Origin of the sequence: Marinobacter sp. THAF197a, from assembly GCF_009363275.1 — a bacterium.
Taxonomy (GTDB): domain Bacteria; phylum Pseudomonadota; class Gammaproteobacteria; order Pseudomonadales; family Oleiphilaceae; genus Marinobacter.
In genome coordinates this window covers 1,869,995-1,891,516 of record NZ_CP045324.1, presented here as the reverse complement: position 1 = coordinate 1,891,516, position 21,522 = coordinate 1,869,995, and the positions used below count along the sequence as shown (strand labels likewise).

The following is a 21,522-nucleotide window of genomic DNA, read 5'->3' as shown; positions in this document are numbered from 1 at the left end:
CCCTAACACACTGCAACAATACTTTACACAATGTATCGTTGCGCAAGGAAGGTGAGTTATGGCTGCCAAGAAGATTCTCGGCCTCGGTGTGGTGGTGGTTTTTCTCGGTGGTTGCCAGAGTTGGCAGTTTCGGGACATTGAAAAACTACCGCCCACTGCTGCCATTCCAGAAGTCAGCGAACCGGGAAAAGTCGACGTCTGGTACTTTGATGGCATATCAGGCACCAACGTTCAAAGCATGGTAGATGCCGAAAAATTTCCGGACTCACCTGATGAAATCACCGAACTGAATCAATTAAGGCGCGCAGCGAGCCGGGCTAACAATTACGGCACCCTGATCCGTGGCTATGTGGAACCGCCCGCAACGGGTGAATACACCTTCTACATTGCAGGTGACGACGAAACTCAACTCTGGCTCTCCCCTTCACAGTCTCCGGAAGATATCGTTCGAATCGCCTCAACCATGGCGACCCCCCTCGATAACTTCACCCGCTACAGCTCACAAACTTCGGGCATTCATTACCTTGAGGCCGGGCAAAAATACTACTTCGAGCTGAGACACAAAGAAGGCGGCTGGGATGACCACTTTACCGTGGCCTGGTCCGGGCCCGGGCTGAATCAACAGGTGATCGATGGTCCTTTCCTGCATAGTTTTGCGCAGACAACCCCGGGCACCCAACCGGACCTGACCACCGAAGAAGCCTATGAACTCGGCTACCGTATCGGATTTTTCGATGGTGAGAAGGGCTTGTCGTATAACGCCCAATATCCACCGCTGGATGAAGATGGTGATGGCCTCTACGACAACTGGGAAATCTATTATGGCCTGGACCCGACAGACCCGACGGATGCGATGTCAGATACCGACGGAGACCTGCTTACAGCACTGGATGAATTCTGGGCGCGCACAGATCCCAACCTTGCAGATACCGACGGCGATGGCATTCCCGATGGTTACGAATACGCTTACGGCCTTGATCCCACAGACCCAACCGATGCCTCGCGAGACCTGGATGGAGACGGATACTCTGTACTCGAGGAATACCTGGCGGGCACAAACCCACTGGATCCTGAGGATTTCCCTGCACCTGAAGCAACCTACCAGCCAGGATACGTTGGCCAGTATTTCACAGGCGTAAACTTTGACAGCTTTGTTTACACTCAGCGAGACACTGCCATTAATTTCAACTGGGGAAGTGGCAGCCCGTCTGCCAATATGCCCAATAATAATTTCAGTATTCGGTGGCAGGGCTGGTTTACTCCACCGCACACGGAAGGCACGCGCGAATACACGTTTGCCACAAGAACGGATGACGGTGTTGGCCTTTTCCTTGATGGCAACCTGGTCATCAATCAGTGGAAAAACCAATCCGCCACCACCTATACCAGTACAGCCAGCCTCCCGGCCGAGATTCCCGTAGCGGTAACTATGGAATATTTCGAATCAGGATGGGACGCCTCTGCAAGTCTGGTGATATCCGATACAGCGACCGGGCAAAACCTTAACCCGGAAAACGTGGTGCAAGCCCTCTCTCTTGATAGCCCCTCCAGCGACAGCTCACTCAACGACGGCATAGACGACCTGTACAAGCTCCGATACGGCTTACCGCTGCTACAACCTGTCGCCGATCAAGTCTTTAATGACAGCGGTATTACCGTGTTGCAGGCTTACCAGTCAGGACTTCACCCGTACACACTTGAGACCGTATCTGAACCGGATGCGCCGGTAACCAGCGAACCATCTGATAATGGCGCCAGCGCGGGCAGTGTCACGCTATCCTGGACTCCGCCCCTTACACGCGTAGACGGCAGCAGTATCTCACTCAGCGAAATCTCCGGGTATTTGATCAACTACGGCCAAGCGCCAACAAACATGCCCCAGATCCTGGAGGTTCCAGCGGGCACAACTGAAGCAAGGATAGAAGGGCTCTCCTCGGGAGATTGGTACTTCACTATAAGGGTGATTGACACCAACGGACTGAGTAGCGAACCGTCAGATCCAGTTCAGTACAGTGTGCAGTAAAAGAGAGATCGTCGAATTAATTTACATCGCCCAGATTAAAGAAAGAATTAATTCTTTAAAATCAATGGTTTAAAATCTGGCACGCTATCTGCTTTGGTTAAAGGGTGTTGTAAAAATTCGACCACTCACTGGAGGAGTGACTCAAATGAACAAACTTACACAAGGCATCGCACTGGCAGCCGCAGTTGGTTTTTCCGGTTTCGCACAGGCAGCCTACATTGACGCCGTTGCCAACGGAAATGCCCCCGGCGCAGCCGCCGAGCAAACCGTACCCGGCGATAACGATTACGCAACCCGCGTTGCCGGCACCTGGACTGCTGACGCCCCGTTATATAGCGTTGGTGACTCAGTGTTGTTCGGGCACAACCTCGTATCGACCTCTTCAGACCCATTCAAACTGACATTTACTTATCTGGGTAAAGAGGCTTCAGATAACAACCAGTTCTACTGGGGTAACACCTTGGTATTCGATACCAACAGCACTCCAGACGATACGTTTAGCACTATATTCACTGGTGGCTTAAACGAATTACTAACGTTCAGCTTTATCAATGGAAACAACGTTGAGGTGGTCAATGATGGAACCAATGGCAGTCAACTGAACGTACCGGTAAATCCAAACACCTCTGTCAACTTCAACCTCTTTTACGTAGAAGATGACTACTTCCTTATCAGTTTCGATGATGGCTGGAGTGGCGATGATAACCACGATGACATGGTTATTGCCGTTCGCGCCTCAAAAGTCCCTGAGCCCGGCACCCTGGCTCTGTTGGGCCTCGGCCTAGCCGGTATCGCAGTGCGTATGAAGGGTCGTAAAAAAGCCTGACATGCAACTCTGTGCTACGCTTTAAAGCCCTGCCTTTGCAGGGCTTTTCTCTTTCTGGTGGTGACCCATGGACATCCTCATCGTTTATGCTAGCAGTGGGCGCGGGTTAAGAAAGGATGCGCTTATCCTTGAGTCTGCACTTAATTCTCTTGGGCATAATTGCCAAATAGAGCCATTACCACCAACACCAGAATGGCAAAACCAACTATCACATTATCGATACCGATTACTTAGTAAATATCTACCTGAACCCGTTGGGCGCCTTTACTATGCTTTAAAAAACGGTATCGCCAGATCAGTATCAGGACAATCAAAATCAGACTTGGTAATCCACCTTCAAAACCCTCGAGTGTCTCAACTACGCCGGGGTAAAAGGCATTGGCTGATTCCAAATCAGGAGTGGTTTGTTGAATCCCTACTACCATACCTCCCGAGTGTTGACCGAATTCTTTGCAAGACGCAACACGCTGCCGAGATCTTTTCGCGATACCATTCGGACGTGATGTACCTGGGCTTTACCGGCGGATCCGAGATATCCAAACCTTGTACTTCCGGCAAAAATTATCGCCTTGCGCTGCATGTAGCCGGTAACAGTCAATTCAAGGGAACCTCAGCAGTATTGGCTTGCTGGTCGCGACATCCTGAATGGCCAAAGCTAATAGTGGTTTCAGAACATATAGATAGCTCTGATTATCCCAACCAGAACATCGAGATCCTGAGCAATCTGACAGACAAGGAAATGAAAACACTTTGGCGGGAAGCAGGATTTGCAATTCTTCCGTCTGAAGTAGAGGGTTACGGACAGGTATTAGCGGAAGCACTCGAAAACGGTTGTGTGACAATCACCACAAATGCACCACCAATGAACGAACTGATTGAGAGAAGCCGAGGCTACCTGGCAGAGCCGAACAATAGCCGAGCCTTCCGGCTAGGAACCAGGTACATGGTTTCAGAACAAAGCCTTGATGCAACAATTAACACCGCCATAAACGCAATGCCGGAAACTCTTGAGCGGACTTCAGCCAATGCTGAACAGTGGTATTCCTCAAACCACAAAGCCTTTATTGAAAACCTCCAAGCAGCTATCAGCGAGTTAGTTGCCCCCCTTCCCCATGGACCCAGTCCGCAAGTCTCAGACCTCAACTGGTCAGTGAGGTCCTCCACGCGAATTTCTCACCAGTCTCTGGATCGCAGTGATTAACAACCCCAGAGAAAGCAGAATGAAAGTGGCCGGTTCTGGAATTTGTCTGGCCAATCCGTGGATAGGCCCTTTTGGCCAGGCCGAGTATGACGTGCTGTAATCAGAGTCATAAACTCCGAAATACCATGGCCCTTCAGCGAACGAATGAAACTCTTCAATAGGATTGGAGCCGGGCGGAGATGGAATCTCAACCCACAGCCACTCAAGGTCATAGTTAACGCCATTATGTTCGAATCGCCAATAAAATCCGTCAACAGCATTCCACTGATTCAGATAATAATCCCATCGCGCTATGTGACCCGTGTTCTCAACATGGTGAGTTAGCTTGATCCCATCAAGCCATATACTCATAGTTAAGAAATTGAGCGTTTCTGTATCAGCCTCAACCTCAAAGGGAACATCGAACTTTTCTAAAGATAGTGGGTCTGGATCACCCCAGGGTGTTCGGCTCATCTCCATCGTTCCCGTGTAATCGATGATATACCCTAAAGCCTGTAGCGGACTCAAGCCAAACAATACAAAAATCACTAATGTCGACAGTTTCATCCTGCACCTCCTTGTCAGGCTCATTAATCAGCAAATATTAGACCAGACTACAACTTACTGAATTTATTCCGAACGCCCCATTCAAAACTCAATACGTGTAAAGTTTTCCGACTCGATATACCAATGAGACCTTTCCTGGACCACAAAACCAGATCCGAGGGAGCTCTCGTTAGGGAGCGTAATGTTGATCTATAGATTCGACGACGCGACTGAATGTACCCAGGATCAATTCTTCCAGTCGCTCTAGCCCGTTACAGTCTTCGCAAGAAACACCATAGATTATCAAAGACGCATCCTCTCGCGGATTAACGAATCCCCGAATCTGGGCCAACTTGGCCTTAAGGTCATCAGTTTCCCAAATCCCTTCGACATAGTATGTATAGGCGAGGTGTAGATGTTTACCGGAAACTCTGTCGCGTAACGTAACGCCTCGCAAGGATACAGCCCCAGGGGCGGCCACTGTAAAGACGTTTTCAGGATGCCACCTCTCACGGTCATATAAGCGATTGGAGTACTGAACCAACTCCGCTGAGTGCCTTTGAAAATCATAACTATAGATACTTACTAAAAGCCGTTCAGCCAAGCCTTGATCCGGCTCAACCCGCCCTCGCTCAAATAGCGTCTGCACATATACTCTGTCGGGATTGCGAACCTGCGGCCGCCACCCTTCAAGATTGCTGGAAAACAACGAACCAAACTGCTCACCATCGAGTCGGAGATTAATTTGGGCTGGCTCAGAGCGTATCTTATGTTCAGTGGAGGGCAGTGCAAGCCAAAGAATTAAAGGAAGCGCTACCATCAGGGCGACACCTACAGCCATTCGGGTGCGACCAGATCTATCTGCAACAGGTCGACCATCGTCCCTATACCCTGGACTTTGCACTTGTTCCCTGGGCGATGTCTCCAACACCCGTCCTATCAGGAATAACGGCACCAGCGTCGCCGCAAAGACCCACCAGCCAAAATTGTCGTGGTCATCTATCAGGCTGGTCTGCATATTTGTTTCGTAACCCATATAGATGATCACGAATACCCGTATCCAGTTAGCGGCCAAAGCGAACAGGACGCCACAACAAAACATAATGATCCTGGAGCGCAATCGCCGGAGGTTCAGTTCTCCATAGATAACGGACAATGACTGCCCTACCAGCAGATAACGCAATCCTGAACAGCCATGAGCCACCTCAAAGGTTCCCACACCAATCAGGTAAACGAACACCCCTTCCACGCGGAACTCTATATCCATAAGCCCCAGCAGTACCCGATTGATCTCCACCGTTATGACCTGAAGTGTCCAGGAAAGAAAATCCCAGACCGGCACGGTAAATATCAGAAGGCCAACGGGCACAATGAAATGTCGAACTTGGCGCCACCCCATGAAAACTGCAAGCACGCCAAGCAACAAAGGAACCACAACAATCTGTTGGACGGCCTGAATACGCAGTATATCGCCGAGCCCATAACCGATAAGGGCGAGCAGGAACGGGATCAGCCAAAGAGGATAGAAACCGGGCTGGAGCCGATATCTCAGGCAGGTCCGGCCTGTCAGAAACAGGGACACCGCAAGCAGCAGGAGCCCATGGGAATAGGATTCATCAAACTTGAACCAGCGGCTAACAATACCCTGCACCGTGGGAAAGATCAGCCAGCCAAGCGCCAGAAGGCTCAGAGCAAATGGAATTGTGTTACGCAACACATGGATTGATTGAGTCCTTTCGTTCGGCATTACTGTCTTCCTTAGAACCTCTAAAGCCTGAACACACGATTAATACGAGAAACCAGCCCACCAGGCAACCAGGACCGGAGCCGGTAAGCCGCGCGCAACACCGGAGACCGCACAAGGTCAACCGTTGGGAAACTCACCTGTCGACCATTAAACCTTGCCTTATAGAAAGTATTTTTACCGGAACCTGCCAACAAATCATACTGATTAATTCCAGGATCCTGAAAAGCTTGCTCGATAGCATACCCCAGGTGCAAAGTGCCTAAAGATAATTTGGGATTTAAGCTTTCATCATAACCAGATTGCAAGTTATAAACTCTGGCTCCCGCCTGAATGTCATAAAGCACCGAGACCACCTGTCCATTGACCACGAGCCTGGACATTAACGCGTGTTGTTTATCAGACAACCTTGAAAGCAGCTTTAAATGAAACTGGCAGGCTTTATCATCAAAACAAGGCTTTTCCCATCGCTTTACGTGAAATCGGTTGAGCTGGTCGAGAAACGCTGCCTGAGAAACAGCATTATTTTCAAAGTGTTGCCAATTCCCACCTAACTGCTTCTCGAACAAGCATCTTCGGTTAAACGCTTTACGTCGAGTGTTGGGACCAAGACTGGCCAGCCACGGTTCAATGGTAAGGGCCGTATCAATACACACCCCCATGGATTCACTCCGCACCACCGGGGTCGCTCTGCAAGCCTCAGCCAAAGCACGCCCCAGCGCTCCACCCGCTTCCTCTTGGCTATCGGGAATCACCAACTCATCCCAGGTCAAAGTTTTCAAATATGCTGCAACAGCCAAAGCAACGTCAGATTCAAGCTCAGACTTAGCGACCAGCCCTACATACTCGGTACGCACCGTAGGGCTCACCCTCCACGCATTACCCAGAAAATGCACTCGAGTTACTGTCATTCCGACGCTGAGCGGAATCCTGTGTCGATACATCGGTGCAATCCCGACGAGCTGATCATCTGCCTGGTAAACCCCCAACAACATCAGTTCAAGGCCAAGGCTTTCGCCCCAGGTTTCCCACCAGCTATAGAGCCACGGCCAGCTCATAAACAATGGGTCGGCATTACTCTTTGCCAACAATTCCGCCCAGTCACACTGCAAAGCTGCGAATGCATGTTCATCCAGCAGATCCACCCGCAAGGCAGCGCTGCCGCCAATCACAGTTTCACCGCCCTTAAAGTAACCTTCACAGCACCCCGCCATGGCCCTTGCCAGAGCGGATCCTGTTTTGCAGCTCTAAGGATATCTTTGTAGGCATTTGCGAATTGCTTTTCTGTCGCAAGCAATCTGGCCCGCCTCAGGTAAAAGTGGCTCAGGCCACGCCTTCTTTGTTTCGATGTTACACAGCCTGCGTAGGCATCCAGAAAGGAGAGCAGCAGCCTTTCGTTTGCATTCAATCGGCGTACTTTGTCAGAAGAAATCTGATCCTCCATTACACGGTAGTAGCCAAGTACTTCGGGCAGATAATAGAACCGGTAACGGGTGGAAAATCGCAACCACAAACCATAGTCCTCTGCCAGGCGATCAGCGGCGTCGAAGCCGCCCATCTCTGAAAAGCACTGACGACGAGTCATGGTGGTATTCATGCTGACAAAGTTATCTTTGAGGAGCTCGGAAGTTATGTGGCCGGTATGTCGCTTCATCTTGTTAGTTCCAAGCTCAGCGCCAGTCTCATCTATCTCAAGGAAATCCCCATAGATCACGTCAACGTCGGGATATGCCCGGAACGCATCCAGTGATTTTTGCAGCTTATCCGGGAACCAGGCATTATCCGAGTCAAGAAAACAGATAAACTCACCGCGGGCCTCTTCAAGCCCCCTGTTTCTTGCCACGCTCTGCCCCTGGTTGGGCTGGTAGAAATATCTGACTCTCAAATCCTTGGTATAGCTTTCCATCAGATGCCGTGTGCTGTCGGTAGACCCGTCATCAATAACCAAAAGCTCAAAATCACGGAACGTCTGTGCCAACACGCTTTCAACTGCATAGGGCAAGAAGTCAGCGCGATTAAACGTTGGCGTAACAACGGAAACTACAGGTCTTTGATCAGCCATCATAAATCCATTTATTTGAGCACTATTGCCGCGGCGCCCCGCCAAACAACTTTCTCCAACGGGCGATAGCTAAGGGCTTTGAAAAGCTCTCCGAAGGCTTCCCTCTTACGGCCGGTGGATGCCAGATAGCGTGCTTTTCGAACGTAAAACACGGCAAATCCCACATCGAACTCCTTGTTGGTAAGGGCATCAGGAAACTTTCTCCTGAAGTCTCGAATGATTGCCTCGTTGGATTCAAAACGTGCAGTTTTATCGGATGAAATCTGATCCTCCATCACTCTGTAGTAGGCCCAGTACTGTGGCACATACAGAAATCGATAGCGGGCAGAAAACCTCAGCCAAAGATCGTAATCATCGGCCACACGGCGCTGTCCACTCATCCCCCCCATTTCATCGAAACACTGCCGCCGAGCCATAGCAGTATTCATACTCACGCAGTTATCCCGCAGCATCCAGCGAGTAATGTCCCCGGAATAACGCTTCATGTTCTTCCGGGAAATCTCGTTACCCTGTTCATCAACTGTGACAACATTCCCGTAAATCACATCCGCAGCGGGATTGGTTCTGAACTGGTTGACCTGTTGCTCCAATTTGTCCGGCGCCCAATAGTTATCCGAGTCAAGAAAACAGATAAATTCACCTCGGGCTTCCCTGATCGCTTTATTCCTCGCGATGCTCTGTCCTTGGTTTTCCTGTCTATAGACTCGAATCCGGTCATCTTTGTTTTGATATTCCGACAGGATTTCCGGAGAGTTATCCGTGGAGCCGTCATCCACAATAATCAGCTCAAGATTTCCGTAAGTCTGGGCAAGAACGCCATCAATAGCCTGGGGCAGGAAGGCTGCGCGGTTATAAGTAGGTGTAATTATGGTTACAAGCGGATTCTCGTCCATGGTTCCTTCCTTCGTCATTCTTGAATGTCCTCAGACATTTCAGTAGTTAAATCTCAAACGCAGCCCCATTACTTCGAAGCACACAAAGATCCTGTCCAGCATAAATCCAGCCTTTCCTATTCCTCGGATAGAGTCAGTGTTGTTCCATCTGCACGCCACATAAACCGGATGTTCCCTGGCAACCTTTGCTAACGACGTCAAGACAGCCTGGTAGACTCCCTTGCCACGATGCTCAGCAATCGTGTAACAGTCATAGATATAGAAAATCTCCTGAGACAAGCCCAGGCAGGACTCCACATAAGTGAACCCCAATTCACGCTGCCACCGCCCCCAACCAAACCCCGCCATACGCTCTTCATCCACCACGCATATCAGGAAGTTTCCTTGGCGAAGACGATCACGCCAATCCGGGCAATATTCATCCAGCGTCGCCTGATCGTTGGCTTCGGACTCGCAGCTCACCAGCAGACTCCTCAGAGCAGACGACGCCCCCCTAACTTGCTTTGTCTCCCGGTAGACCAACTGGATCTTGAAAACACGCGATAAAGCCTCTCTTCCGATATGGGAAAGCCCGCCCAGAATCCCATAACGCAGAATTGGTCGCTCAAGCTTTCCTGGCAAAGCCATTCTTCAACATCCGCCTTCGAATATAACTGACAGCCTTCTCAATAAACGTCCTGACATTGAATAAAACAAGACCAAACGTGAGCCCAAGATCCTTACGGTTAAAATGGTCAATAACGACCTGATCAGGACTGAACAACGCTCGCCAGTAACTTGAAAGCAGCGTGGAAATATCGAGATTTCCACGAACGGCATTCACAACACCATCAGTCAGGTCGCCCGGATACCGCAAGGACTCAAAATAAACGACGCCGGAATCCTTACCCTGGCTGTCATAATCTACCCCTATCAGATCGGCCACGTAGTACCACCCTTGCTCATGGCCTGTGGCACTGAGCAGATAGGAGTACCCAGGCAGGCGAGGATTCACCTCCGTCAGATAGAACTCCTCATCTCGACTGCAGTATATGTACTCCACATGAGCGAACCCCTTCCAGCGATGCGCTTTCAATAACTGTTCGGTGCGTTCAAGGAGCCTGGGCTCCGGCTGGAATACGCCACAGTACATGCGGCTAGTGGGTGTCCCCTTTTCATTGAGCGATGTCCTGACACGTTGAATGGTCACATGATCGACAATCCGCCCCTGACTGTCACAAAACACGTCACAACTCCAGTTGTCTGTCATTCCTGAGTCAATCCACTCCTGAATCACAACACCGGATTCATTCAGTCTTACTGATTCCTTTTGGACAATACCGGAAATATAGTCAATTGCCTGCTCCAACTCCCCCGTCTCTTCAACCTTGCGGTAATTGCCTCCAGCAAGAGCTGTAGGTTTAACAATAACCGGCCAGCGCAATCTTTCGATAATCGTGGGATCGTCTTCCAGCTCAGACAAAGACCAGGTCTTCGCGACCGGAATTCCGGCATTTGCACATGCCCGATTGCAGCTGAGCTTGTCGAACAACGTTTCGAGATCACCGGTTCCGGGAACACTCAGCATAAAACCAGCATCAGTCAGCTCCCGGAAATAGCGGGCAAGAAATTTCACACTCAAGTCACCAGAAGGCAGGATAACGCCGGCTTCAGGAAGGCTTTTAAGAAACTGGAGATATTCTTCGAACCCTTCACTTAACGTTGGGGAGGAATACCAGGAAGCCAGGTGCCTGGAGAATCGCATTGGGAAGAAAGAGACTGAGGTAAGTCCAATTACCCGGCAGCCATTACGCGCAAGCGAATACAATACGCCCTCGGCGCAACGCTGTTCGCAATCCATCAGATAAACTGGCGGGCTATTCAAAGCAACTCCTCATGATTGATTGTGGTCAAACCAGGCCTGGAACATCAAAATTCCCCAAAGTTCAAAACTGTAGTCTTCTCTCCCAGAAAGATGCTCTTCCCACAACCAGCGAATTCTCTTTGTGTGCCAGTAACCCTGATCATTTAGCCGGTGTTCCGCCAGCAGTTCCTCGGCCCACTCCCGTAGCCCCCCTCTTAACCAGGCGGCAACCGGCACTGCAAATCCCTGTTTTGGTCGGTCGATCAGCTGTCTGGGTACATAACGGTACAGCACAGCACGCAGAACCTGCTTGCCAACACCTCCCCGCAGGTTGAGATCTTCAGGAAGCCCCAATGCAAACGACACAATCGCCGGATCCAGCATCGGGATACGTGTTTCCAGGCTACAGGCCATGGCGGCCCGGTCCACTTTGGTGAGGATATCATCCGGCAGGTACCAGTTAAGATCCCGCCACATCAGTGTCTTAAGGGTGTTATCCGGGATTCCCTCGGCGAGCGTCATGTTCAATCCATAACTGTACTCGCCAGCATCCTTCAGCGCCATTGCAGGATCTGGCCACAGGGAAACAGACCGCCTATAAAAGTCCGAAAGGTCGCGGGCACCAGCTATCGATTGAATTCTGCGCAACTGATACTGGATTGCCTCCAGGCTTCGGCTCTTCTGGGAAGATACTATTGCACGGATAAACCTGGCAGAAAGCCCGGGCGGTAAACTGCCAGCAATTCGCTTGAGGTGGCTGATAATCGATGAACGTTTGTTCCAGGCAACCAGCATGCCCGGGTAACGGGTATAACCACAAAACAGCTCGTCCCCCCCATCTCCGGAAAGTGCCACAGTTACGTGCTTTCGCGTCATCTGGCTAACCAGATACGTTGGTATCTGCGATGAATCTGCAAAGGGTTCATCGTAAATGCCAGGGATGTCTGGAACCAGATTCCTTGCCTCTCTTTCCGTCACATAGAGCTCGGTATGCTCCGTGCCCAGATGTTTAGCAACGGCCGCTGCATGCTCCGCTTCATTGAAACCCTTCTCATGAAAACCAATACTGAAGGTACGCACCGGCTGGCTGGCCAGGCTCTGCATAATCCCGACGACTGTAGAAGAGTCGATGCCACCGGACAGGAACGCACCTAAAGGTACATCAGAGACCATTTGGTCACTGATTGACTGCTTCAGTAGCCTTTCGAGCTCATCGGCAGCACTTTCAAGGGTGTAACCGGGATGCTCCTTGAAGCTGGTTTCCAGCATCCAGTAACGCTGGGGATCCGGCAGCTGACCGGACTGAGGGTGATCGAGGTCGAGGCACACATAAGAAGCCGGCGGAAGCTTGCATATACCCTGGTGTATGGTGCGGGGTGCCGGAATCACATTATGGCGCAGGAGAGCGGGCAGGACTGATGTATCAATTGCCCCCTGCCAAGCGGGATGTTGGCGTAACGCCCGAAGCTCTGAACCAAAAAGCAGGCTTTCACCCTGCCAGCCATAGTACAGGGGCTTTTCCCCCATTCGGTCCCTTGCCAGATAAAACTTACGGAACCGCTTGTCCACTAACGCAAAGGCGAACATCCCTGAAAGTCGCTGGAGGGCCGGTTCGACCCCCCAGGCTTCGAATGCTGCTAGCATGACTTCAGTATCGGAATGCCCTCGAAATTGCGCACCGTCAGCTTCCAGCTCTTTGCTTAGCTGGCGAAAGTTATATATCTCGCCATTGAATGCAATAACATAACGGCCAGACTCCGATGCCATGGGCTGAGCACCCAGCTCCGACAAATCCATAATTGAAAGGCGGCGGTGGGTAAGACCAACGGATAGATTGCCGTCCAACCATATTCCGGCGGCATCGGGCCCTCTATGCGCGATGGCGCTCCCCATTTTCTCTAATACAGCTTCCGCGCCCGGAAAAGGTGTTTTACCGACGAATCCTGCAAAACCACACATTCCTTATTTCCTTCCCGCCATACGAATGATCCGGATACCCAGATACGTTCGCTCTTCCCTGTTTAACACCAGTAACCAAAACGCCACAAGCCAGGCAAGACTGCTCAGAAGTGCGCCGGCAACAATATCAGCGTAGGAATCATAGATCAGATACTCCCCCATACCCAATAGAATCAATGCCATGGTCCCTGCCGGCACAAATGCAGGCAGCACAGACACACGGAGGTATTTCCAAACTGGGAGCTCCAAATGTCTACAGGTATAGCGGAGATACAAAGGCACAAAGATCAGTCCAGGTACCACTGAGGCAAAAGCCACACCTTCCAGACCATAAGGATTCACCAGAACCAGGCTAAGCCCGATATTCATAATGGCAGCGATGGGGGTAAGCCTGGCAAAAATACCATGCTTGTTTATGGCCGTGAGATAGCGGCTGGCAAAGGGATTGATAAAAGGAAGAATGGTGAAGAAAACCAGAAAAATAATCAGATACTTCGCCTTCTCACCAAACTCAGGGCCAAGCCAAATATTAATGAACGGGACGCCAAGCAGCAGCGCACCCGTACCCATGGCAAACACGATGCTGACCACGTATCGGGATGACACAAGGAATACTCGACGGATCATCTCGTCTTCAGCCTTGACACTTAACCCACTGAACAGGGGCATAAAAGCATGAGTCAACGTCCAGCCCAATCCGCGAATGTGTTGCGTTAGATTTGCGGGTATGCTGTAAAACGGCACCATGGCCGGCCCCAGAATCAAGCCGATGACCAGAACGTCTGTCGCATTCTCAACACGGGTTGCTATACCCTGAACAAACGACTTGAACCCGAATACGATAAGCTCTCGCAACCGTACCCAGGAAAACATCCCCAGCTGCGCGCGAATGGCACCGTAGGCTGGGCGCGAAAGAATCCACATAAACAGCAGATACTTCACCGTAAGACCAATGGCATTAATACCCGCCAAAAGCACCAATCCGTTTTCCGGTGTAATCAGGCTATACAGCAGCACAGAGCCCACTACCGAGTTCACAATGGTAATGTTGTTCTTCAGGTAGTACTTCTGAAAGCCTTCAAGGTAGCTTTCTGCCACGTACCCAGGAAAAGAAATCAGCAGGTAGGCGCCAATAATAATGAGGAACAAGGTGTACTTCTGATGGGGCTCACCCTCCGGGGCCAATGCACCGCCAAACCAAAATCCCCATGAGAAAAAGAACACAAACAACAGTAGGCCGACCACCACCATGAATGCGAGCGCAGACATATAGACAGACTGAAGTGCGGTTTCATCCTTCTCTGCCAGGTGCCTGGCGGCATAACGGCTTATAGCGGGGCGAAGGCCAAGATCGAGTATGCCCATGTAGCCAATAACCGCACCAATCATTTCCCACAGGCCGTAATCGTATTTGCCCAGGTTGTGGACAAATACGGGGGTCATAATGAAAGTAATGACCAGCTTTACGAACATGACCAGGACGTTTGAGCCAGTATTGACTAGCAAAGTACGTATCATGAAGTTTGACCGGCCAACTCATCATAAAGTGCACGCAGCTCACTCGCTGGGCGACCAATGTGAAAACGGGCTATGGCAGTTTGCTGATAGTCCGAAAAATAATCTTTACTCGGGGCAGCGATCTCTGCTTTTATGGCGACAGAAAGACCTTCAGCGCTCCCGGGCGGAAAAATCCTTGTGGGCGAACCTGCAACGACTTCTCGAAGGCCGATGCAATCAGTCGAAATCAACGGCACGCCAGCAGAAAGCACTTCCATAGCCAACAAACCACAAGCCTCCCAACGGGAGGGCATAACGACCATGTCTACCGCTTTTATCATCGAGGGCATATTGTCTGTTGCGGGCATTTGAACGAAGTCGTCAGCCAATCCCAGACTTGTCAGGTACTCGTAGTCTTCCCGGATAAAACCACCCCAACCAAAAGTCAGCACACGGGGCAAGGGTTCGATACCTTCTTGCTTTATTGCCAACATTGCATGCACAAGAGTACGAAAACCTTTCTGGCCCATAAACCGACCGAAAAAACCAATGAGAGGCGTTGATGCTGATATACCAAGTTCAAAGCGAAGATCTGCTGGCTCACCCTGACTGAAAAGATCCGTATCCACACCATGCAAGATTGGTTTTAGCCGCTCAGTACAAACTCCGGGGAAAAAGTCGCTGAAGTTTCTGGTCGCGTCCTCTGTTACCGTGTGAATACGGTCTATTCGACCAAAAAGCCGCGCCATAGCCAGTTTGCGAACATTTCCTTTCAACCCTGCAAATTGTGAGTCAAGAAAGACATCATGAGCCGTCATCAAGTGCGGCGACCGGCTGGACAAGGTTCTTACAATTTCGGTCAGTACGCCTGCGCCAAATCCATGGGAATGAACCAGGTCATGCTCCCTGGTTCTCATGACGCCTCTTAGTGCAACAGCGAAATCCCACGAATTCTGAGGAGCGGGAATCACCTCAATTCGATCATCCCCAACCACAGCATTAAGGTACGATGACAAGCCATTGTCTGGCGCAAACAGGACAAACTCGCAGTCATCAAAGCAAGGCTGGGAATATATGTATCTGAGAAATGTCTTTATCCCCCCCCCTGGCTGCAGAGCACACATTAAAACCTTCATTAGCATCGTTCCTGATTTTCATTCAATGGCTTCCATGCTCGTGTTTCTCTGGGATGCCTATTTTTCAAACTCGAAGCCAGCCTGTAACGGTGATTTACTGCATCCTCTCCATTCGGATCCTCGCTTCTTTCGACCTCATCTGGAGATGGAATTAGCCTTCCGAAAGCAATCACAAGGCCCGCAAATAGGTACCAGTAATACTGAGAAAGCCCCCAATAATTAATGCTGTATACGACATACATCCAAAAAACACATAAAAGAACCTTATTTAATCGTAAAAAATAGTTCCCGGAATCTGAGACAATATTGGTCATCTTCTCTCTAACTAACCTAAGCTTTTTAGCGATTTTCACCAAAAACATCATAAATATAATAAAGCCAATAACCCCGAGTTCAATCAAGACTTCAGCGTATAAGTTATGGCTTGCCTGTCGTGACCCGAGCTTATGTGTTTTGGCTTCGGGGGTTGTTCCCAAACCATGACCAACAATGGGCCTGCTCAGCCCCACTTTAAACTCATTAACCATTCCACGAAATCTGCCTTCTGCCGAAGCCCCGCCGGCAGTATCCCTATCGACAAGTGATAAATATCTATCCTTTTGGATCGGAGTCATAACGCTGAACGCACCAACAACAATGATGACACCTAGCGCAATTAATCCCGACTTTCGCCTTGACTCCTTGAACACAAAAAAGGCAACCACCAGCAAAGCAATAAATCCACCGCGGGACATAGTAAGTATCAACGCATAGAGAAGCAAAGGAATCAGGACTAAATAAATTCCCTTACTCAACCAACCCTTAGGCCATAGCAGATAATGTAGGAATGGGATGACTGTCGCTATAACAAATCCCAGTTCATTCGGATTAATTACGTCCGCTGGTGCACCTGAAAGCCTGTTCGCAAACTCAGCACCCTGAAGGTGTGTTGCGCTTCCCCAGTACCCCTGGGTTATATTAAGATATAATGGTTCCAGAACACGAAATATCTGACAAAATACGAATACAGCTACAAACCACTTGAGACGTTTTTCGGTATCTATAGTTAGCGCCGTAAAGAACAGAAAAACCACGGCCTTCAGAAAGGTTTCCCAGTTACCTCGTATAACACTCCCAGGCCACTCTACCAAGGGCAAAGTCAGAATAATGTACCCCACCAGAAGGAAGAACCCACGAAAAACTGGATCATCAAAACGCCCTTTGAATTTCTCTCGTTGAACAAACAATAATGTTGAGAGAATCAGAATCCCTATTAGAGTCGGTCTCAGACTACTGTAGCCGGGAATCCTTGCTGGAAACCGAAGGAAGTAATCCACGATAAAATACAGATAGAATAAAAATGTAAAGGTGCTGACAGTTTGCGTCGAAAGTCTCGCCCTAGAGAGAGTTAACGCTCCAACCGCCAGAACCATTACGCATTTCCTCCGGGGCTTGCGATACCAGTAGCGCCCGGAAAAGAATCTCTCCGCAGTCTTATATCCCTCCTTAGCATATGCCCTAGCAATTCAACGCCAGATGTAGCTTTGAAGAATTGAAACATGTCATCGCCACTCACGTGACGACGCATTAAAAACGGATCTTTTGTTCCATTCGCATCAGGGAATGCCGTCACTGCCCCGAGGAACCCTGAACCTTCAACTATCGCAGGCAGGAAACACTGGAAATCAGAGGGCTGACCATTTGGATAGCAAAAAGTACGCGAGCGCCGTCCCAGGTTTTCGTTCAATGCATTACTACACCCTACTATTTCTGCTTGAGCCTGAGATTCGCTGACCCTCCCCAACGAGGGATGGGTAACTGTATGGCCTCCAATTTCAACACCATTCTGCTGCATCTCCGCAAGCTCATCCCAGTTTAACGGCTCAAACTTCGGGGGAATCGACTCGGGAAAGGTCTTTCCGAGGCGGCGGGCCAACTCATCGATGAACCTATGCTTCTCATCATCAGGCAACGACAAGGCGTGATCGTTCCATTGCTGCCAATAGACTTGACGTGTTTCGGCATTCACCGGCCCAGCCTCAATCCGAAGAGTATCGATCTTTACTGTTTCCTCAATGCGGTCGACCTGGCTCAACAACCAGGTAATCTTATCCGGCCACAGCCAGAGTTTACGTTCTATAAACCCCGTGGTAACGAACAGCGTGGCAGGTACTTGGTACTTCTTGAGGATCGGATAAGCATACTGATAAAAATCGCGGTAACCGTCATCCACGGTAATGACAACCGCGTGAGAAGGCATGCGGCCATGCTCACGCTTATACTGCATTAACCCAACCAGCGAAAACGGATTGTAGTTATCCTTGATGTGTCGGACCTGCTGTTCGAAGAACTGCGGACTTGCCCACCCTTTGACCGGCGGATCCGAAAACCGGTGATACATAAGGATGCGTGGCTGGTTCCGGCAGATCTGCCTGGCCAGCTGATAGCCGCCCCAAGGGCCCAGCGTGCGAATGGTTTTCGAAAACAACCCCATACTGCCTTACTCCTTGTTCAGCAGAGAGCCATAAACTTCCTGATGCTGCCGAACCATCGTTTCCATACTGAAGCGCTGTCTTGCATTAACGCTGGCATTTTCTCCCAAACGGGCACGGAGATCACCATCAAAAGCCAATTCTCTGAGGCGTTCCGCCAACTCACTCACATTACCACAGCCATACAAAAAACCGGTTTCCCCGTGGGCAATCGCTTCCGGATTGCCCCCCACGGCGCTACAAACCACGGGTAATCCCGCCTGCATATACTCTACCACGGCGTTAGAGAAACCTTCTGATTCAGAACATAACAAGCCGATATCCAGGCCGGCGAGACAACCCCTTACGTCCCTACGCGCGCCCAGGAAGTGTACCTGCCCTTCAATTCCCAGCTCTTTTGCCATTACTTTGAGGTCCTCGGGCTCACCATCGCCAATGATAACCAGATGCAAAGCGGGGCTTTGCCCTGACAGCAACCCTAACGCTCGTATCGCATCTTCCATCCGTTTTATCGGCCGGATGTTGGCGACAATTCCGGCGAATACTGCAGCTGGATGCTCCGCTCGCAATTCCTGCAGATCGGAGGGTATTGAGGGTTGCTCGTCCTCAAATTCGTATCCGTTGTAAATCACGTGGGTATTATCTGAAGAAACAGGCTCATGCCGAAGCGTCACTTCCTTAACCGCCTGACTGTTGGTGATCGCAGCGGCAACAAATCGTCCACTTAGGTTCAACAGAGCCAGATACTTGCGGGTGTACCAATACCCCATATCCCGCCTGGAGATAATCGTTTCGATGCCAAGCAAACGGAAGATCGGCGGACAGACGACCGAGGAATCATTAAAAAACACATGAGCCAAGCGGCCACCAGAAGCGCGAAACCGCCGGGCGGCTTGCCAAAGCGCATACCAAGTGGCCACAGAAAGAATACGATGCTGCCCCAAAACCGAGTAATCACAAGGAAATCCGCCGACCTGAAGAAACTCCGAATCCCGGAAGACCAGCAGGTGAGGTTTGAACCTGGTTCGATCCAAGCCTTTAACCAACTGGAAGAGCTGTCCCTCAGTACCAGCATTGGGATTACGGAAGTGGTCGATAACAAAGAGAATGGGCTGCGGTACGGAATCCATTAAACCTGCTCTCGCCCTATGAGAACCATCAAGGCACGGGCGGGATCAAGCAAACCTGAAGAGATAAGATGCGGTAACGCTTTGGCCTTGCGCCTTTCTCGCCAATAGGTCTGCCCTAACCTGAATTGAAGCACCGCTTTGCGTTTTCGAATCGTGCTTCTCATGTAGGGATACCGCTCATTAGCACGGCGAAGAATTTCCAGCCCAGTAAGCCAGCGACGTTCGAGCCCTTTAACACTGATGGCGTCGTCGTGTTTGCGGTAATAGAAAGCAAGTTTCGGCAAATAAGCGCATTTAGTCGCTTCCATGATCCGAATAGCCATATCGTGATCCTGGCCGGCCCTAAAAGATTCCTCAAATAAGCCAGCCTTCTCAAATACCGAACGACGAACAAGCGACCCCCCTGGCAGCGCCATGTAACAATCGAGCAGTAGCCGGTTAGGATCACTCAGTTCCTGATGGCCATCACCAGGAACTTTGAACAGGAAATTACCATTAGCGTCTACGGCATGACCTTGGCCATAAACCATACCTGTTTCGGGGTTTGCTTCCAGGAACGCTACTTGATCGGCCAATTTTTCTTTGGCGAACATGTCATCACTGTCCAGAATTGCTATATAGCGACCGGTCGCTCGCTGAATACCCAGATTAATCGATGCAGACTGGCCCCGATTCCTGCGCTCAGGGTGAGTCAGAAGCACCAGTTCTTCTCGTTCTGCCCATTGTTGTAACTTTTCATAACTGCCATCCGTCGATCCATCATCCACGACAATTACCTCAACCGGACCGTAAGTCTGGTCAAGCGCAGAGTTAATGGCCGCCTCGATATAGGCTGCACGATTGTAGGAAGGGATGATTACGGAAACCAATTTATTGGATGAAGACGGCACAACACTGTTCCTGGAGGGCATGGAATTAAGAGAACCTCGGAAACCGGATACCTAACTCGGATAAATACCTGTAATCATCAGCCAGACGATCACGGTTATCTTCGTTGAAATAATAAAAGTCGAGTCGCTGACTGTAGAATGGTTCTATGTCAACCGTCCAGGCCTTGCCATTACTGTCTGACCAGTCCCGGAGCATATCGTTAAGTTTACGAGAGTTAGCCTGTGCACTGATATTATCTATCGCAATCTGACGAACCTGATCGTGCCCTTCAAAGTTCCTGTACTCCAGTATTTTCTGCCGCAACTCCCTAACAGACTTCACCAGTGCACCAGTGTTTTCATTAATGAGGCTCTTTGTACCAATATGTGCATTGCGAAACATAAGCACAGGCGTGCCAGACATCAAAGACTCCGCAACGGCAATAAACGACCCCTCGCGGTAAGACATCGCACAGAACATCTTTGCCCTTCGAAAATATCGCCTCAGCTCTTCCTGGCTAGGATCCTCAACGATCGTTACCTGATCCGATACCCCGTATTCCACTGCCTCCTGACGAATGCTCTCAGCGGTTCGGGATCCCAAAGGAACGCCAACACACGTTACCCGGACATCCTCAGGCAACTCCTTCAATGCCTTGAATAACAGCCAGTGTCTTTTGAAACTGGCGAAGTTGGCAACCATCAGGCAATCAATATCTCTTTCCTGAGCTGGCCCTTCAAAGAACTCAGGATTAACCCAACTGGCTGCGTTAAATGGGAGAGCGTGGCAATTAGCACTAAGCGTTGGAACCAGCTCCCGCTCATGCCTATGAACGGGCAAAACGAAAACAGGTTCTTGGCCGGCAGCGGCAACCAATCTGAATAATTCTTTGGAGTACAGACCACTCCAAGAAGGGATAAAAACAAGATGGTAGCGAGCAAGAACGTCATCAATACGACCGGAGTTAAGCAACTGCTCCAACTGGTTCTCGAAAGACACCAGTAATATTCCCTTCTCCAAGTCCGAGATATAAGTCTTCAATAAGGCGCAGTAACTGAGGGAAAGCGGTTTATCTCCCTTCACGGAACGATTGACCGAGCCGGCTAAACCCAGAGCCTCAGATAGCTGTCGTTTATGAAGGTGGTTCCCGGGAAAGTGAGCCAGCGTTCCGGTAAGTTGATCAAGTCTTTGTTCCCTTCCCGCCCCCCCACCACTGAAGACACGAATCCAGACCATACGAATCACAAAACGCCAGCCGGCAAGATCTGATTCACGAGCGAGGTTAAACAGCTCTCGCTTTAACTTCCTTGTCATCTACAACTCCATTGAGTGGATACGCGTC

At 50.2% G+C, this 21,522-nt stretch carries 18 protein-coding genes; 3 read left to right on the top strand and 15 right to left on the bottom strand.

Annotation, left to right across the window (positions count from 1 at the left end; translation table 11 throughout):
* Positions 1-58: 58 nt before the first annotated feature.
* The 3 genes from FIV08_RS08785 (at position 59) to FIV08_RS08775 (ending at position 4,050) form a co-directional block, all read left to right on the top strand.
* On the top strand, positions 59-2,023 hold the full coding sequence (locus FIV08_RS08785; protein WP_152438043.1) for a PA14 domain-containing protein: 1,965 nt from the start codon (positions 59-61) through the stop codon (positions 2,021-2,023).
* A 145-nt stretch (positions 2,024-2,168) separates the two neighbouring features.
* Complete coding sequence (locus tag FIV08_RS08780; protein ID WP_152438042.1) at positions 2,169-2,849, top strand: PEP-CTERM sorting domain-containing protein; 681 nt, start codon at positions 2,169-2,171, stop codon at positions 2,847-2,849.
* 67 nt (positions 2,850-2,916) lie between these two features.
* Positions 2,917-4,050 (top strand): glycosyltransferase, encoded by a 1,134-nt coding sequence (locus FIV08_RS08775; RefSeq protein WP_152438041.1) that lies wholly within the window; start codon positions 2,917-2,919, stop codon positions 4,048-4,050.
* Here FIV08_RS08775 and FIV08_RS08770 read toward each other — a convergent pair.
* The 15 genes from FIV08_RS08770 to FIV08_RS08700 form a co-directional block, all read right to left on the bottom strand.
* Positions 3,997-4,596 carry a PEP-CTERM sorting domain-containing protein gene (locus FIV08_RS08770; protein ID WP_152438040.1) on the bottom strand — a complete coding sequence of 200 codons (600 nt, stop codon included), beginning with the start codon at positions 4,594-4,596 and terminating at the stop codon, positions 3,997-3,999. The two genes, FIV08_RS08775 and FIV08_RS08770, sit on opposite strands and share 54 nt — an antisense overlap.
* Positions 4,597-4,765: 169 nt before the next feature.
* Positions 4,766-6,322, bottom strand: coding sequence for an exosortase (xrt, locus tag FIV08_RS08765; RefSeq protein WP_152438039.1), 1,557 nt, complete (start codon positions 6,320-6,322; stop codon positions 4,766-4,768).
* A gap of 20 nt (positions 6,323-6,342) precedes the next feature.
* Positions 6,343-7,491, bottom strand: a complete 1,149-nt coding sequence (locus FIV08_RS08760; RefSeq protein ID WP_228715520.1) for a GNAT family N-acetyltransferase — start codon at positions 7,489-7,491, stop codon at positions 6,343-6,345.
* A complete protein-coding gene (locus FIV08_RS08755; protein WP_228715519.1) occupies positions 7,488-8,426 on the bottom strand; it encodes a glycosyltransferase in 939 nt (312 codons plus the stop codon). The genes FIV08_RS08760 and FIV08_RS08755 overlap by 4 nt, the downstream gene beginning before the upstream one ends.
* Positions 8,393-9,274, bottom strand: a complete 882-nt coding sequence (locus FIV08_RS08750; protein WP_152438037.1) for a glycosyltransferase family 2 protein — start codon at positions 9,272-9,274, stop codon at positions 8,393-8,395. The genes FIV08_RS08755 and FIV08_RS08750 overlap by 34 nt, the downstream gene beginning before the upstream one ends.
* Positions 9,275-9,313: 39 nt before the next feature.
* On the bottom strand, positions 9,314-9,901 hold the full coding sequence (locus FIV08_RS08745; RefSeq protein WP_152438036.1) for a GNAT family N-acetyltransferase: 588 nt from the start codon (positions 9,899-9,901) through the stop codon (positions 9,314-9,316).
* A complete protein-coding gene (locus tag FIV08_RS08740; protein ID WP_152438035.1) occupies positions 9,879-11,138 on the bottom strand; it encodes an ATP-grasp domain-containing protein in 1,260 nt (419 codons plus the stop codon). The genes FIV08_RS08745 and FIV08_RS08740 overlap by 23 nt, the downstream gene beginning before the upstream one ends.
* A 9-nt stretch (positions 11,139-11,147) precedes the next feature.
* Positions 11,148-13,076 carry an asparagine synthase (glutamine-hydrolyzing) gene (asnB, locus tag FIV08_RS08735; protein WP_152438034.1) on the bottom strand — a complete coding sequence of 643 codons (1,929 nt, stop codon included), beginning with the start codon at positions 13,074-13,076 and terminating at the stop codon, positions 11,148-11,150.
* A gap of 3 nt (positions 13,077-13,079) precedes the next feature.
* Positions 13,080-14,594 (bottom strand): oligosaccharide flippase family protein, encoded by a 1,515-nt coding sequence (locus FIV08_RS08730; RefSeq protein ID WP_152438033.1) that lies wholly within the window; start codon positions 14,592-14,594, stop codon positions 13,080-13,082.
* Positions 14,591-15,697 (bottom strand): glycosyltransferase family 4 protein, encoded by a 1,107-nt coding sequence (locus FIV08_RS08725; RefSeq protein WP_228715545.1) that lies wholly within the window; start codon positions 15,695-15,697, stop codon positions 14,591-14,593. Before FIV08_RS08725 ends, FIV08_RS08730 begins: the two co-directional genes overlap by 4 nt.
* Positions 15,698-15,708: 11 nt before the next feature.
* Positions 15,709-17,121 carry an O-antigen ligase family protein gene (locus FIV08_RS08720; protein WP_152438031.1) on the bottom strand — a complete coding sequence of 471 codons (1,413 nt, stop codon included), beginning with the start codon at positions 17,119-17,121 and terminating at the stop codon, positions 15,709-15,711.
* Entirely contained in the window at positions 17,121-18,182 is a 1,062-nt protein-coding gene (locus FIV08_RS08715; protein ID WP_152438030.1) for a polysaccharide deacetylase family protein, read from the bottom strand. The genes FIV08_RS08720 and FIV08_RS08715 overlap by 1 nt, the downstream gene beginning before the upstream one ends.
* 6 nt (positions 18,183-18,188) lie before the next feature.
* Positions 18,189-19,310, bottom strand: coding sequence for a glycosyltransferase (locus tag FIV08_RS08710; protein WP_152438029.1), 1,122 nt, complete (start codon positions 19,308-19,310; stop codon positions 18,189-18,191).
* On the bottom strand, positions 19,310-20,200 hold the full coding sequence (locus FIV08_RS08705) for a glycosyltransferase family 2 protein (RefSeq protein WP_228715518.1): 891 nt from the start codon (positions 20,198-20,200) through the stop codon (positions 19,310-19,312). Before FIV08_RS08705 ends, FIV08_RS08710 begins: the two co-directional genes overlap by 1 nt.
* Positions 20,201-20,225: 25 nt before the next feature.
* On the bottom strand, positions 20,226-21,494 hold the full coding sequence (locus tag FIV08_RS08700; RefSeq protein WP_152438027.1) for a glycosyltransferase: 1,269 nt from the start codon (positions 21,492-21,494) through the stop codon (positions 20,226-20,228).
* Between the last annotated feature and the right edge of the window lie 28 nt (positions 21,495-21,522).

Bases quoted from the DNA above. Each gene is read 5' to 3' on its own strand.
- FIV08_RS08720 (WP_152438031.1), bottom strand. From the start codon at position 17,121: ATGGTTCTGGCGGTTGGAGCGTTAACTCTCTCTAGGGCGAGACTTTCG.
- FIV08_RS08770 (WP_152438040.1), bottom strand. From the start codon at position 4,596: ATGAAACTGTCGACATTAGTGATTTTTGTATTGTTTGGCTTGAGTCCG.
- FIV08_RS08700 (WP_152438027.1), bottom strand. From the start codon at position 21,494: ATGACAAGGAAGTTAAAGCGAGAGCTGTTTAACCTCGCTCGTGAATCA.
- FIV08_RS08745 (WP_152438036.1), bottom strand. From the start codon at position 9,901: ATGGCTTTGCCAGGAAAGCTTGAGCGACCAATTCTGCGTTATGGGATT.
- FIV08_RS08780 (WP_152438042.1), top strand. From the start codon at position 2,169: ATGAACAAACTTACACAAGGCATCGCACTGGCAGCCGCAGTTGGTTTT.
- FIV08_RS08785 (WP_152438043.1), top strand. From the start codon at position 59: ATGGCTGCCAAGAAGATTCTCGGCCTCGGTGTGGTGGTGGTTTTTCTC.
- xrt (WP_152438039.1), bottom strand. From the start codon at position 6,322: ATGCCGAACGAAAGGACTCAATCAATCCATGTGTTGCGTAACACAATT.
- FIV08_RS08750 (WP_152438037.1), bottom strand. From the start codon at position 9,274: ATGGACGAGAATCCGCTTGTAACCATAATTACACCTACTTATAACCGC.
- FIV08_RS08730 (WP_152438033.1), bottom strand. From the start codon at position 14,594: ATGATACGTACTTTGCTAGTCAATACTGGCTCAAACGTCCTGGTCATG.
- FIV08_RS08715 (WP_152438030.1), bottom strand. From the start codon at position 18,182: ATGGGGTTGTTTTCGAAAACCATTCGCACGCTGGGCCCTTGGGGCGGC.
- asnB (WP_152438034.1), bottom strand. From the start codon at position 13,076: ATGTGTGGTTTTGCAGGATTCGTCGGTAAAACACCTTTTCCGGGCGCG.
- FIV08_RS08710 (WP_152438029.1), bottom strand. From the start codon at position 19,310: ATGGATTCCGTACCGCAGCCCATTCTCTTTGTTATCGACCACTTCCGT.
- FIV08_RS08725 (WP_228715545.1), bottom strand. From the start codon at position 15,697: ATGTGTGCTCTGCAGCCAGGGGGGGGGATAAAGACATTTCTCAGATAC.
- FIV08_RS08775 (WP_152438041.1), top strand. From the start codon at position 2,917: ATGGACATCCTCATCGTTTATGCTAGCAGTGGGCGCGGGTTAAGAAAG.